Below are 15,003 nucleotides of genomic sequence, written 5' to 3'. Positions count from 1 at the left end.
TTTCAAATATCTGAAAGCTACATTGTATAATAATTTACATTTGTGGATGCACATATTATTGCGATTGTAATTAGAAACATTATCGCCGAATAAATAACTGTCGTCAAAAGTATATTCATGCCTTCTGCTGTTGCATTGATACACTCAACAATTCTTTTATCAGCCACCGGTTGAACGATTGCACTTATAAATTTATATGTAATAACAAATATTACTAACTTTATAATTGGAATCGAACAGATTACTACTACAACAATTAAAGCTGCGACACCTATTCCATTTTTCACTAATGTTCCTGCTCCAATAACGGTTGTCGATATTGCACCTATCCCACTTCCTATTCCAGGAATCATTCCTAGTGCTTTCGATAAAACGCTACTTTGAATTGAGTCGGCAACGGGTAATACAAGGCTTTGAATTGCATTAATACCAATTACTGCAGCTAAGCATGTTTTCATGATCCAACCAATAATCAATTTTATTAATGCACTTAATTTGGATAAACTTTCTTCTTTTGCAATGCAGTCAGCTGCAGATATCATTACAAATATATAACTTCCCTTTATTACAACATTTAAAAACACCCAGTTTACAACAGTAATAATTAATAGGATAAATTCATAATATGCCATTGAGCTCATACTTCCAGAGGTAAGTGCAATGGATGTAGCATAAATTGGAATCAAGGCTTTCATAAATGCTAATACGGATTGAATTGCTGTCGTAGCTGTACTTGCAGCCACTGAAAATATTGCAATCAGTATCGTTACCAATGCAATACAGGTTACAAAGAATCCAGTTTGTGATATCTGTTGATTATTAAATGCATTTGAAAAATTAGTAAAAAACGCAGAAATGATTGCCAATGCTATCACCTGAATAATTGCCTTTTTATTACTGACAAGTTCTTTTGTAAGTGTTGATTGTAGCTGCTGTATGAAATTTTGCTTTAATGATGTTTTCCCACCTGAAATGATATCTGTCACTAAACCTTTAAAATCAATATCCGTGTCTGTGGCCTTATCGAGAGAGGAAAAATCAAACAATCCTAATTGATCTTTATTCGTATCCTCAGCTTTTGCACTTATCATAAAAAAACCTTGTACTAATAAAAAAGTGATTAAAAATACAACTAAATATCTATTAATAATAACTCCCTTCTTATCCAATGAATTTATCTATTGTCTCCATTAATGATAAAACAATTGGCATACTCACTGCAAGAATGGATATTTTTCCAAATATTTCTATTTGTCCAGATACAGAATTGTAACCGGCATCCTTGCATATACTTGATGTTAATTCTGATATGTATGTTATTCCCACCATTTTTATTAAAGCCTCTATATATGTTTCGCTAATACTGATATATGATTGTACTTTATTAATGGTTTCAACAATAACCCCTACTTTACCAACTACATAAAAAAACAGAATAACCGAAGTGCCAAGCGCAATATATGTGCTGTATTCATTCTTTCCATTTTTCAACATGATGGCTAATAAAACGCCTGTTATTGCAAGAATTGATAATTTTATAATCTCCATATATTTTCACCCTTATTATTTCTATGTCTTGCTTTCGATTCATACTAATCACCATGCATATATATTTTCTTTTTATTTCATTTATAATTCAAATAATTTCTTGATTGTTTCAAATAAATCATATATATATGGAATAATCCAAAAGAGTACAAGAATCAGTCCTGCAAGGCTAGTTAGAAATGCATGTTCCTCTCTGCCACTATGTTTTAGTATTTGGCTGATTACAGAAACCAAAATACCAACTGCTGCGATTTTAAATATTAAACTGACCTCCATTGAGCCCCTCCAACTAAATGATTATTATTGTAATAAATACACCCACCGCTAAACTTACACTTTTATATACTCTACACTTTTGTGCAATTTCTCCATTTGCTAATGATATATCCATATTCAGATGTTCCAAATACAAATCAATTGTATTCAAATGCATATCTTTGTCTAAATATCCTAAGTTATCTCCCAGGTTCTTAAATTGTCCAAGATCAGTGATATTTAAGGCAGAAGTTTTAAGATACTTATTTGTGTTTTCATACCAAATTGTCTTGAAATTTTTTTCACTCATTTGATTTAATTCTTTGCTAACATTTAAGAAGAAATCTTTTGCAAATACCATCGCAATTCTATTAGAAATCGACTCTAATGCATCCGGCAAAGCAGTTCCTGCATATTTAATTTCTCCACGTAACATGATCATTACCTTTTTGATTGTATTTAGCTGAGTGATTCTGTCCTTAGCATTTACACACTTCATATATCCCCAAGCAAATGAACCTGTAATGATTAAAATTGAGCCTACTATTTTTAGCACAATTTTTACCCCCTATTCTAAACTGATTAAATCTTTAATTGTTCCAACGCCATTATCCTTTGATAAAATAATGAATCGATTAAATAATTTTTCACTTATTAAGCGATTCAGTATTGGCTTTTGCATAATATCTTCGTATGAATCACCATGCACAGATCCGATTACTGTACACCCGCAATTAATAATATATTCAATTGCTTCAACGTCACTTGCTTTACCAATTTCATCTACTGCAATCACTTTTGGCGACATTGATCGAATCAGCATAATCATTCCTTCATCTTTTGGGCAGCAGTCGAGTACATCGGTTCTTATACCCAAATCATTTTGCGGGATACCCATATAGCAAGCGCCTATCTCTGAACGCTCGTCTACCACCCCAACTGTTTGTCCTATATAATTACTTGTCCCATTTGAAATCTGTCTTATCATATCTCTTAAAAGCGTTGTCTTCCCACATCCAGGAGGAGAAATAATTAAAGTATGCATAAGTCTGTCCTCTTTATGAGCAAATTGAAGTACTTTATCCGAACAACCCTTTATCTGGTGAGATAAACGAACATTTATAAATGATATGTATTTTATTGTCTTTACATAACCGTTTTCAATTATGGCCTTCCCTGCAATTCCAACCCTATGCCCCCCTGTGATTGTTATATAACCTTGCTTAATTTCTTCTTCAAATGCATATAATGAATAATTGCTTACATGTTCCATTGTCTCTCTAATCATTTGTGCAGAAATTGTTATTCTGTGGATAATCACCTCTCTGTTATCATATATACATATCAATGGTTGGTTAATTCTTAACCGAATTTCCTGTAGTTTATTAAAATCCATATCTTGATATGTCAAGGTTGTCCTTATAATATCCGGAAAAATCCTACACACTTCTACTATCCTTTTATTATCACAATTCATAATCCATCTCCTTTCTCAAAATATATGATATATATAGCTTGTATATGTATAAATATTTATCCCATTTTAAAATTAAAATAGACAGGCCTACCACAAATGTATGATAGCCCTATCTATTTAAGTATAAAAAATATATTTATTTACTTTATTTTTTTCTTCTCCTCAATCGTCTTTATCCAAAATAAATTACGATAAAAGATTGTTAAAAGGGTTCTATAATAAATGTTGGGGTATGATAAAAGGACACAAAAATAGGCCACCACAAAATGTGACCTATTTTCCCTGTCTTTTTCATTCTATAAAGCTTATATTTCATGTCTTTTCAGTCAATAAAGCTAATGTTTCATGTCTTTTTTCAGTCTATTAAGCTTATATTTTTATAAATCAGCCAAGTAAATTTTAAGCGTTAAACCAACAAAGTATCCAGTGAATATCAATTTATAAGGATGTGTTTTGCCGTAGACCAGCTGAAAGCAGCGTTAATCTTTTGTCAAGACTCTTATGAAAATCGAACGAAGTGAGACTTTTCATCATCTTAGAGGCTTGTAAAAAAGATGCTGCTTGAAGGAAAGGCAGGCAAAACACATCCTTATAAATTGATATTCACTCACAACCTAAATCAAAGTTTTAACACCTTAAAATTCACGCTTTTCAAAATATAACCCGTATCTCAGTACCAACCCCGATTTCGCTTTCAAGTTCCATCCTAGCATTGTTCTGGGATAAAATATGTTTTACGATTGCCAATCCCAAGCCAGTTCCACCAGTTGATTTTGAACGACTCTTATCAACTCTGTAAAATCGTTCAAATATACGTTCTTGGTTTTCCTTTGAAATCCCAATCCCATTATCCTTAACAGTTAAAATAACATCATTCTCAATTTGATGAATTGAAACAAATACAATTCCATTTTTGACATTATATCTAATTGCATTGTCACAAAGGTTATATACCACTTCCTCTATCATACCTTTATTCGCTTGAATAACACAATGCTCTCCACTAAAATTAAGAGTGACAATATTTTTCATAGCATTCACTCTAAGCATATTAACGCAATTATTTGCAACTTCAAACAAATCAAATTCTTCAAATTGGACTTGCATATCTATGACATCTAATTCTGAAAGCCGGATTATATCGTTAATCATAGTTAATAGCCTACTTGAATTGCGATGGATTTCTGTCGCAAATCGAACGACATCAACTTCATTCGTCATTCCATTCTCAATCAATTCTGAGTACCCTGAAATCGAAGTAAGAGGGGTCTTTAATTCATGTGATACATTTGCTGTAAATTCTTGACGTAACTTTGCATTTTTTAATATATCTTCATGTTGCTTATTGATTGTATTAATAAATGGGACCAATTCCTTATACGTGGAAATCGAACAGTAATCATCCATATTATTTGCTAGCTGTTCAATCGGTGCTACAAATGATTTTACTAAAAGATGTGAGATAAACATACATATAGCAAATAATCCCAAAGCAACAGACATCATAAGTGGGATAACTTTGCTAAATATACTCCATATACTTCTAGCTTCTTTTGCAACTCTAAGTACCGAACCGTCCGGTAATATCTTAGCGTAATAGAATGTGCTAATCTTCATTGTTGAAGATGTTCTGATTGAAGTACCTTCGCCAACTGACAACGCTTGTGCAACTTCTACCCTAGCACCGTGATTTTCCATTTCAAGAGAATTAGCATAACTATCATATTTTACTGTTCCATCACTTGATATTAATGTTATTCGAATATTATCAATATTTGAACTATATGAATTGTTAACAATATCATCTACCAAAGCAGAGCTTTCTAAGACGTGAGCGTATGTTTTTAGATTTTCAAATACTTCAGTTTTAAATAAACCATAAAATACAACTACGGAGAATATCATTGTAAGGATAATTGTCAAAGCTCCAACTCCAAGTAAGAACATATTTATCTTCTTTTTCACTAATAGACCTCACTTTATTCAATAATATATCCGACGTTTCTTATGGTTTTAATTCTAGATCCAGCCTCACCTAATTTTTGTCTTAATGTCTTAATATGCATATCAAGCGTTCTTGATTCGCCTTCAAAATCTAGTCCCCATATTCTATCAAGGATTATATCTCTAGACATTACAATTCCTGTATTAATCATAAGAAATTTAAGCAAGTTATATTCCTTAAAAGTAAGCTCACAAAGATTATTGTCCACATATACTGCATGTTTTTCATTATCTAAGAAAATATTATTTAAAGACAAATACTTCTCAGTTTCCATATCTGCACTTCTTCTAAGTAACGCTTTTACCCTTGATATTAATTCCATTACACCAAATGGCTTAGTTATGTAATCATCAGCCCCTAAATCCAAACCTTTTACTTTATCAATCTCTGTTGTCTTAGCCGTAATCATGATAATTGGAACTTTTCTTGTCTCTGAAACGGAACGAAGCTTTTTTAATATATCAAGTCCATCCTCATCTGGTAGCATAATGTCCAGGATTATTAAATTAGGTACTTTTTCAGCAACTTTTTTAAAGAAATCTTTTGCAAATTCAAAATCCACTATCGTATGTCCACTATTTTTAAGCGCAAATGTCTCAATCTCACGTATGTTCTTATCATCTTCAACAATATAAATTAATGACATATAATTCCACCTCCTAGATATGACCACTTGGAAAGTGAAAAATCAGTACTCACTTTCCAAGTAATTAATCATGATTTTATTAAATTTATAAAAATCAGTACTTTATAAATTGTCTTCAGCTTCAATATTAAATTCATGCTTTCCAACAATTGAAAAAATTACCCATTCAGCAATATTAGTGGCATGATCGCCTATTCTTTCAAAATATTTACCTATCATAATTAAATCAGTTGCCTGTTCAGCATATTCAGGGTTTTCTTTGATCATCTGGATCAATTCTTGCTTTATTTCAACAAAAAGATCATCTACAACATCATCTTGTTGAATAACGTTATTAGCAAGTTCAATATCCTTCTTTACAAATGCATCAATACTATTAACAACCATAACCGTTGTTTCTTTTGCCATTTCTTGAATATGATCAAACTTTTTAATATGTGGCGAATTAGCCATACTGATTGTTATCTCTGAAATATCTGATGCATGATCTCCGATACGTTCCATATCCGTGATCATTTTAAGCGCAGCAGAAATAAGTCGTAAATCCTTCGCTACAGGCTGTTGTTGTAATAATAATTTAAGACAAAGTCCTTCTATCTCTTTTTCTTGTCTGTCAACTTCATCGTCAAATGCAATCGCTTGCTGCGCTTTTTCAATATCCTTATTCACTAATGCATTAATTGCCATCGCAATGGCTTGTTCAATCAAACTACCCATTTCAATTAATTCGTTATTAAGCTGATCTAACTGTTTATCAAATCGATTTCTCATCATCCAAACCTCCCCGTTATATAATCTTCTGTTCTCTTATCCTTTGGCATAGAGAACAATTCTTGTGTATCATTAGATTCTATTATTTCTCCAAGTAAAAAGAACACTGTTTTATCTGAAATCCTAGTCGCTTGTTGCATATTATGAGTAACAATTACGATTGTGTAATCTTTCTTTAGCTCTAACACTAAATCTTCAATTTTAGATGTTGAAATTGGGTCAAGTGCTGAAGTTGGTTCATCCATAAGAATAACTTCAGGTTGAACTGCAAGCGCTCTTGCTATGCATAATCTTTGTTGCTGACCACCGGAAAGGCTTAAAGCACTTTTTTTCAGTCTATCCTTTAATTCATCCCATATGGCAGCATTTCTAAGTGATTTTTCTACAATCTCATCCAGTTTTGCTTTTGACTTAACGCCATGTGTTCTTGGACCAAATGCAATATTATCGTATACACTCATTGGAAATGGATTTGGTTTCTGAAATACCATACCAACTCTTTTTCTTAATAAATTCACATCCATATCACCATAAATATCTTCATTATCAAGAAGTACTTTACCAGTGATTTTACAGCCTTCAATTATATCATTCATACGATTAAGCGTTTTTAAGAATGTTGATTTGCCACATCCTGAAGGACCTATAAATGCTGTGATCTTATTCGCTACAATATCTAAACTAACATTATCCAATGCTTTGAAATCACTATAAAATAAATTCAAATCTTCTATCTTAAATTTATTTGTGTTATTTAATATAATATTATTTCCCATTAGTTATTTCCTTTCGATATTCTCTTTGCTATAAAGCTAGAAAACCAATTGATTAAAATGACAATAAATAGAAGTACTACTGCAGTTGCATAAGATTGGTCTATATGCAAACCTTCCCTTGACAATGAATACATATGCACGGACAAAGTTCTACCGGATGCAAACACATTGCTTGCAACAGAGGTAGCGGTTCCTGCAGTATACATAAGTGCAGCAGTTTCACCAACAATTCGCCCAATGGACAAGATTACGCCTGATAATATACCTGGAACAGCTGATGGAAGAACAATTTTAAATACTGTAACTAGTTTTCCTGCTCCAAGTGCAAAGCTACCTTCTCTAAATGAGTCAGGGACAGCAAGCAAAGCTTCCTCTGTTGTCCTCATCACAATAGGTAGTACCATAATTGCAAGTGTAAATGCACCTGCTAATATTGAGTATCCCCAATGTAATGCCATAACGAAGAATAGCATACCAAAAAGTCCATATATAATCGAAGGAATGCCAGACAATGTTTCTGCTGTAATACGTACTATCTCAACTATTTTATTCCCTTTTTTCGCATATTCAACTAAGTAGATTGCTGCAAATATTCCAAATGGTACTGCAATTATTAATGATATAAAAGTCATAATTAATGTATTAATAATTGCTGGCATCATAGAAACATTGTTCGATGTATATGTCCATGTAAATAAATCTAATGAAAGATGCGGAATACCTTTAATTAAGATATATCCGACCAAAAAGCCTAGAACCAATATTGTTATTGCGCAAGCAATTACAACAAGTAATAATAATATGAACGAAAGAGGGCTTCTTTTGTATGACTTCATCTTTTGAGCAAAGGTCCGTTTATTAATTGCTTTTATTTCCATTATACTCTAGACCTCCTTTTCAATAAAGAGAATAGTAAATTAATCATTAAGATAAAGACAAATAACACAACACCAGTGGCAATCAAGGCTTCTCGTTGCAAGTCTACTGCATAACCCATTTCCATTACAATATTCGTGGTGAGGGTTCTTACTCCATCTAAAATACCTCGTGGTAATGCGGGCTGATTTCCGGCTATCATAACAACTGCCATTGTTTCACCGATTGCTCTGCCAATTCCAAGTACTACAGCTGCTGTAATTCCTGACTTTGCGGCAGGTAATGTTGCAAAAAATACACTCCGCTCATGACTTGCACCTAAAGCCAAGGAGCCTTCATAATAACTTTCTGGAACAGCTCTAATAGATGCTTCAGAAACTCCGATAATTGTTGGAAGAATCATGATTCCGAGCAGAATAGATGCGGTAAGTATATTATTCCCATCGTTTCCATTTACATCAAACAAATTTCTTATTAAAGGTACCAATACAACTAACCCAAAAAATCCATATACTACTGAGGGTATTCCCGCTAATAGTTCAATGGATGGTTTTAAAAACCGATATAATTTTTTGGGACAAAATTTCGCCATAAATATAGCTGTAAGTATTCCAATTGGAACACCAATTACAATAGCTCCGGCAGTAATATAGATGCTTCCTAATATCATCGGGAATATTCCATATAAATTGCTTTTTGGTTTCCATATTGTTCCAAATATAAACTTAAAGAAACCTATTTCTTTAATTGCTGGAATTCCATTTGCAAATAAAAATATACAAATTAGTGCAACTGCGAGTATACATATACAAGCAGCAATAAGAAATACGATTTCCATTATTTTTTCTTTATATTTCCTCATGTTCTTCTCCTGCTATACCAATAGCGAAGCCACCTTTGTCTGTAAAGATGGTTCCGCCTTGATATGTTATTTAAAATTATGTTTTGAAATCGTTTGTACTATTTAATGATATCTGACCAGAGTGTTGTTTTACCCATGAAAATATTCTTTACAGCTTCAGTTGTAAGATTAGCTGTTGTATTCTCTTTATTAACAATTACTGCAAGACCATCAATTGCGATTGTTGTTTGTGTAAGGCCTTTTTCTTTTTCACTATCAGATACTGCTCTTGAAGCCATTCCGATATCACAGATTCCGCTAATAGCTGATGTCATACCAGTTGTTGAATCACTTTCCTGAATTTCAATCTTTGCACTTGTGTTAACTTTAAGATAAGCCTCTTTTAACTTTTCCATAACAGGCGTTACTGATGAGGAACCTGCAATTACAATACTGCCAGATGGTTTTGAACCACTGTATGCTTTTGCGTCTACGGCTTTGATATATCCACTACTTTCAATTACTGACTGTCCATCAGAGCTTAAAATATAATTCTCGAAATCCTGAGCTACTGCACTTAAAGTACCCTTAGTTGCAATATTAAATGGTCTTGAAATCTTGTATGTGCCACTATTTATATTTGCAACTGTTGCTTCAATACCATCAATTGTAACAGCTTTAACAGTATCATTTAGAGAACCAAGTGAAATATAACCAATTGCATATTGATTACTTGATACAGATGTCATCATAACTGAAGTACTGTTTGTAACAATTGCTCTATCATAAGTGTAATCAACTTTAACACCACTTGCATCTTTTTGTTGAACGCCAAACAGTTCAATAAACGCTGTTCTTGTTCCTGAACCTTCTTCTCTTGAAATTGTTGTAATATTTTTACTTGCGTCAAACGGTTTTGCTGCTGTAGATCCACAACCTACTAAACTACCTGCAATCATAATCATACCCATTACTGTACATAACACTTTTTTGACTTTCATTTTAATCCTCCAAATATGGTTTTTTTTCAATCAAATCCTTCTTGATATTTACACTATAACCTCGGAATGTAAATTTCCTAATCATCATTATGTAAAATTAACGTAAAATGTAAAAATTATTCATATTTTCTTGCTTTTTAGAATTTTTTTATTTATTATCAATAAACTTAAAATAGAATGTAGTTCTTCGAACAACATCCTATTTTTTAACGCTGATTTAACTTTATATCAATTCCGCTTTATGCTACTATTTCATATTGCTAAGAGTAAACTTTTTTATCCCTTTAAATGTATCATTACTTAATATATGTTCAATCTTACAGGCATCTTCTTCAGCAATCTCTATTGAAACGCCTGCTGTTTTGCAAAGAAATGAAGTAAGTATTCTATGTCTTTCATATATTGTTTCTGCTATATTGAGTCCAGTCTTAGTCAATTCAATATAACCATTACTATCTATTGTAATGTACTCAGACTCCTTTAAAAGGCCCACCGCACGGCTTACACTTGGCTTACTGTAGTCTAATTCCCTAGCAATATCTATTGATCTAACAAATCCATTACGTTGCTTTAACATAAGAATTGTCTCTAAATAATTTTCACCTGATTCGTACATATCATATCCCCAATCCATGTAAATTCAATCAACCACACTAATTGCCATAATTATACCATAAAATATATTTTGCTACAATAAATATTCATTTTTCTACTTTCCATGACACATTGGAGCACTTGGACAGCTTTCACAACCACAACTGCAACCAATAATTGGCTTACCGTTTTTCTTGTTTTTAATCATCTTGCCTACTTTTACAGATATAATTACAATAAGAATAATACTCACGCCTATAGTTCCCATATTCAATCACTCCTTTGATTTTATTAGCAGATACTAACTATATTTTCTCAAATCCTTAAATATCGTTAAAGTATCAATGATATTACTAGTCTGAGCAAGATTTGGTTTGCTTTATATGGTTAGTATATGCTAACTAATTATAGCTGTCAACTTAAAATTATAAATATCTCGGAAATAGCTCAAAGGATTTCGATTGAAAATATTTGTAGCAAAATCTACTTCTTCTTTATTTTTTTAGCTTTGTCCTTCAATAGATTTTTGATTTTGAGTATTAAAAACATATAAATAATAAGAATGAAAGAAATTATACAAACTTTTTCCAACTTCATGCCTCCCAAAACGGTCATTTCAGATATATAATATTATATAGAATTATTATATATAAATGTACTGTTTTTTCAGCTTAAAGGGATACTGTATAATCAACAGTATCCCTTTTATATTTTATTCTACTGATTTCAATGACTCAACCATTTTAATATTAATTAGTTTTTTATACATTGCAAGGTTTACTAATAATGAGAATATAAGTGTCATTACAAATGCAATGACAAAGGAAGACCATTTTATTTCATTACCGAACATAACCGCATCCATTTCAACTGTTTTCATGATAAATCGATGCAAAATCACACCAAGACCTAATCCTACAAGCGCACCAATAATTGTAATTATGATATTTTCTCGGTAAACATAGGAGGCAACCTCTTTATCATAAAATCCAAGGACCTTAATTGTAGCAATCTCGCGTAGTCGTTCAGAAATATTTACATTTGTAAGGTTGTACAATACAACAAATGCAAGCATTGCTGCAGCAATAATTAATACATAAGTAACCAGATCCAATGACTGAATCATTTTATTAAATTTATTAATATTTCCGGTAAAAAATGTAATACTGTCAATTCCATCTTTATTTAAGAATTCATTTCCTAATTGATTCTCAAGCTCTAAACTTGAAGAACTTAGTATACCTAATATTTCGTTATTGACAGGTTTTTCTGCAAATATTTCTTCATAATAGGAATCACTAATAAATACGTAATGATTCACGTACGTTTCCATCACATTTGAAATCTTAACCTGCTTTCTTATACCAGAATTATTTTCTATATAGATACTATCTCCGGCTTTCACGTTTAAATCATTTGATAACTTTTCACTTATAATAACACCATCATTGTTTAAGTCATATGGTTTATGACTGGTTCTTGAGCGGAAAGTAATAAACTGATTGTAATCAGATAAATTATTAAGTGATATGAAATCTACGCTGATATCTTTGTTATCAGAATCTTCGGCCATAACAACATTTACTTTGGTAACAGATGAACTAACTTCCATAACATTTGAAAATCGATTATCCTTATTAATATCATTCATTACAGCTGCATGTTGACTTTCGCCAATATCATCAGGATAGGTGATTGTAACGTTATACTTTAGAATTTGCTTATATTGATTATCAACCAAGCTAGCAATACTGTCCTTGATTCCAAAACCTGCCAGTAAAAGCGCAGTACATCCTGCAATTCCAATTAACGTCATTATAAAACGTTTTTTATATCTAAATATATTTCTAGCAGTAACTTTTTGAGTGAACTTCATATGTTTCCAAATGAATTCTGCCCTTTCTAAAAGAATTTTTTTACCCTTCTTAGGTGCCTTAGGACGCATTAACATGGAAGGCTCTTCTGCAAGTTCTTTGCTGCATGCTGCAAATGCTGCTAATGTTGTAATCCCGGCCATTGAAGTAATCGAAATTAAAATCAGTGCAATATGTGGAGCAAGCTGTATAGCAGGTAATTCATATACAATATTCCAGCTTGAATAAATAACCCTTGGAAACACATTTAATCCAATTATACATCCTACAATTCCACCAAAAATCGAGGCAATAAGGGCATAACTAATGTACTTTAAAGCGATAGCTGATTTATTATAACCCAGTGCTTTAAATGTACCAATGGTACCTCTATGTTCATCTACCATTCTTGTCATTGTAGTGAGGCAAACAAGTGCTGCAACGAAAAAGAAAAATATAGGGAAAACAGTAGCAATCGAATCCATTTGGTCTGCACACTGACCATAATCTCTATACGAATAATGTGAATTCCTATCAAGCACAAACCATTGCCAATCTGACGAATTTACCAAGGCATCCTTTTGCGCTTTTTCTATTTCTTGCATCAAAATCTCTTCCCGTATATCTCCATTAGAAAGCAAATTTAATTGTTTTGTTTCGGAAGCATTGATTTGACTTTTTACATCTTCAATTCGTTGGTCAATGCGAATTTTGCTTATACTTTCTAATTTGTCTGTAGTTTTATTAACCACATCAAAATAGGCATCGTTATAAGAGTTGATTTCTTTTGCACCATTTACTGTTGCAAATACTTCTGTATAATATTCACTTATAAAATCCGAATCCGGAATCATGATGCAGTGACTGATCTTACCATTTCCAATAGATGTTGTACCCATTTCATAGGAAAGATAATACGGTGTATAAACGATTCCAACCACTTCATATTCAGAATTCTTAAGTGTTTGTGATATATTTTCATCTGTACCAGACTGCAATGTGATTTTATCTCCAATATTAATGGGATCACCTTGAACAGTCTCATATTTCACTACGCACTCCCCTGATTTTTCTGGGAGACGTCCTTCTTTAATTCGAAGTTGATTGATATAATCATCCTTTTGGGCATCCTGTCCCCCAAGTGGAACGGTCATAACTTTCGTTGCCGACTTAGACGAATTTAGTTGAATTAATGCATCTAAAGAGTGCGTTGCATATACCCCTTTAACTCCATCAACAGCTCTTATTGCACTAATATCATCTTGATTAAAACCGATTGAAGAAAGTAACCTAACGTCCATTAGATTATATTTATCAAAATAGGAATCTGCAGAATACCTCATATCCGATGAAGATGCAGTAACTCCTGCAAAAAATGCCACACCAATTGCAACGATTGCAAATATTGCAAGAAATCTGCCAAATGATTTCCTGATTTCACGAATTATGTCTTTTATTATCGATTTTCCCATATTACCATTCAATCCTTTCTACCGGCGTTGGATTGTCATTTACAGTAACACTGGAAATTCTGCCATTTTTAACTTTAATTACTTTGTCTCCCATATCAGTAAGTGCAATATTATGTGTGATAATAATTACTGATATGCCTTTTTCATAACAGGTATCTTGAAGCAATTTAAGAATTGCTTTACCTGTATTGTAGTCAAGTGCTCCTGTAGGTTCATCACAAAGTAATATTTTAGGATTCTTTGCTAACGCTCTTGCAATCGCAACTCGCTGCTGTTCTCCACCTGAAAGCTGTGCTGGGAAGTTTGACATTCTATCTGCTAATCCTACAGCACTAAGGATCTCTTCGACATTCAAAGGATCCTTACAGATTTCAGTTGCTAGCTCAACATTTTCAAGTGCAGTAAGATTTTGAACAAGATTATAGAACTGGAATACAAATCCAATATCAAATCGTCTATACGTAGTAAGTTGTTTTCTGGAATACTTGCTAACCTCATTACCATCAACAATGATTTCACCTGAACTTGCAAAATCCATTCCACCCAAAAGATTTAATATTGTGCTTTTACCTGCACCACTAGCCCCTGCAATTACAACAAATTCACCTTTCTCTATTTTGAAATCAACGCCCGATAGCGCTTCAATATCCACATCGCCCATTTTATAAACTTTTTTTACGTCATTAAATTCTATATAACTCATTTTGTCACACCTATCCTTTTCTAGTTCGAATATATTTTTATCTACTTTATTATACACTATTATTAGATTTTTAGAAATTTCCAATTAACAATAAAGTAGGGTAACCTATTTCTAGGCTACCCCCTTATCAAACCGCACGTGCCCTATTAAGGCATACGGCTTACCAATTGCAGTTTTATAAATTA

16 protein-coding genes are annotated in these 15,003 nt (G+C 32.4%); all 16 read right to left on the bottom strand.

All coding sequences use genetic code 11. The annotated features are described in order from the left end of the window. Positions 1 to 17: 17 nt before the first annotated feature. The 16 genes from BMY18_RS19575 to BMY18_RS19500 all read right to left on the bottom strand — a co-directional run bounded on the left by BMY18_RS19575 (position 18) and on the right by BMY18_RS19500 (position 14,818). Positions 18 to 1,091, bottom strand: a complete 1,074-nt coding sequence (locus tag BMY18_RS19575) for a stage III sporulation protein AE (protein ID WP_139197349.1) — start codon at positions 1,089 to 1,091, stop codon at positions 18 to 20. Between the two features lie 70 nt (positions 1,092 to 1,161). After that, positions 1,162 to 1,548, bottom strand: coding sequence for a SpoIIIAC/SpoIIIAD family protein (locus BMY18_RS19570; protein WP_092457978.1), 387 nt, complete (start codon positions 1,546 to 1,548; stop codon positions 1,162 to 1,164). 81 nt (positions 1,549 to 1,629) lie between these two features. After that, the gene (gene spoIIIAC, locus BMY18_RS19565; protein ID WP_092457974.1) at positions 1,630 to 1,824 is read right to left on the bottom strand and encodes a stage III sporulation protein AC; all 195 of its coding nucleotides are present in this window, start codon (positions 1,822 to 1,824) and stop codon (positions 1,630 to 1,632) included. Positions 1,825 to 1,837: 13 nt separating this feature from the next. Next, the gene (locus BMY18_RS19560; protein WP_170841512.1) at positions 1,838 to 2,359 is read right to left on the bottom strand and encodes a stage III sporulation protein AB; all 522 of its coding nucleotides are present in this window, start codon (positions 2,357 to 2,359) and stop codon (positions 1,838 to 1,840) included. Between the two features lie 12 nt (positions 2,360 to 2,371). Further along, positions 2,372 to 3,280, bottom strand: coding sequence for a stage III sporulation protein AA (gene spoIIIAA / locus BMY18_RS19555; RefSeq protein ID WP_092457966.1), 909 nt, complete (start codon positions 3,278 to 3,280; stop codon positions 2,372 to 2,374). A gap of 651 nt (positions 3,281 to 3,931) precedes the next feature. Further along, a complete protein-coding gene (locus tag BMY18_RS19550) occupies positions 3,932 to 5,245 on the bottom strand; it encodes a sensor histidine kinase (protein WP_092457963.1) in 1,314 nt (437 codons plus the stop codon). 14 nt (positions 5,246 to 5,259) lie between these two features. Then, entirely contained in the window at positions 5,260 to 5,931 is a 672-nt protein-coding gene (locus BMY18_RS19545) for a response regulator transcription factor (protein WP_092457959.1), read from the bottom strand. Positions 5,932 to 6,033: 102 nt separating this feature from the next. Then, positions 6,034 to 6,702 carry a phosphate signaling complex protein PhoU gene (gene phoU, locus BMY18_RS19540; protein WP_092457956.1) on the bottom strand — a complete coding sequence of 223 codons (669 nt, stop codon included), beginning with the start codon at positions 6,700 to 6,702 and terminating at the stop codon, positions 6,034 to 6,036. Then, positions 6,702 to 7,478, bottom strand: coding sequence for a phosphate ABC transporter ATP-binding protein PstB (gene pstB, locus BMY18_RS19535; RefSeq protein WP_092457953.1), 777 nt, complete (start codon positions 7,476 to 7,478; stop codon positions 6,702 to 6,704). The genes phoU and pstB overlap by 1 nt, the downstream gene beginning before the upstream one ends. Continuing rightward, a complete protein-coding gene (gene pstA / locus BMY18_RS19530; protein ID WP_092457950.1) occupies positions 7,478 to 8,356 on the bottom strand; it encodes a phosphate ABC transporter permease PstA in 879 nt (292 codons plus the stop codon). The genes pstB and pstA overlap by 1 nt, the downstream gene beginning before the upstream one ends. Next, on the bottom strand, positions 8,356 to 9,216 hold the full coding sequence (gene pstC, locus BMY18_RS19525) for a phosphate ABC transporter permease subunit PstC (protein WP_092457947.1): 861 nt from the start codon (positions 9,214 to 9,216) through the stop codon (positions 8,356 to 8,358). The genes pstA and pstC overlap by 1 nt, the downstream gene beginning before the upstream one ends. Before the next feature lie 98 nt (positions 9,217 to 9,314). Further along, complete coding sequence (locus BMY18_RS19520; RefSeq protein WP_092457944.1) at positions 9,315 to 10,196, bottom strand: substrate-binding domain-containing protein; 882 nt, start codon at positions 10,194 to 10,196, stop codon at positions 9,315 to 9,317. 247 nt (positions 10,197 to 10,443) lie between these two features. Continuing rightward, positions 10,444 to 10,812: a metal-dependent transcriptional regulator gene (locus tag BMY18_RS19515; protein ID WP_092457941.1), complete on the bottom strand. Its 369-nt coding sequence runs from the start codon at positions 10,810 to 10,812 to the stop codon at positions 10,444 to 10,446. 93 nt (positions 10,813 to 10,905) lie between these two features. Further along, entirely contained in the window at positions 10,906 to 11,058 is a 153-nt protein-coding gene (locus BMY18_RS19510; RefSeq protein ID WP_092457939.1) for a FeoB-associated Cys-rich membrane protein, read from the bottom strand. A gap of 444 nt (positions 11,059 to 11,502) precedes the next feature. Next, positions 11,503 to 14,115 (bottom strand): FtsX-like permease family protein, encoded by a 2,613-nt coding sequence (locus BMY18_RS19505; protein ID WP_092457936.1) that lies wholly within the window; start codon positions 14,113 to 14,115, stop codon positions 11,503 to 11,505. Position 14,116: 1 nt separating this feature from the next. Beyond that, positions 14,117 to 14,818, bottom strand: a complete 702-nt coding sequence (locus tag BMY18_RS19500; RefSeq protein ID WP_092457933.1) for an ABC transporter ATP-binding protein — start codon at positions 14,816 to 14,818, stop codon at positions 14,117 to 14,119. Between the last annotated feature and the right edge of the window lie 185 nt (positions 14,819 to 15,003).

The sequence above is a fragment of the [Clostridium] fimetarium genome (assembly GCF_900111235.1).
GTDB classification, from domain to species: domain Bacteria; phylum Bacillota; class Clostridia; order Lachnospirales; family Lachnospiraceae; genus Clostridium_N; species Clostridium_N fimetarium.
The sequence above is the reverse complement of the archived record's forward strand: the minus strand, read 5'-3'. Positions and strand labels throughout refer to the sequence as shown.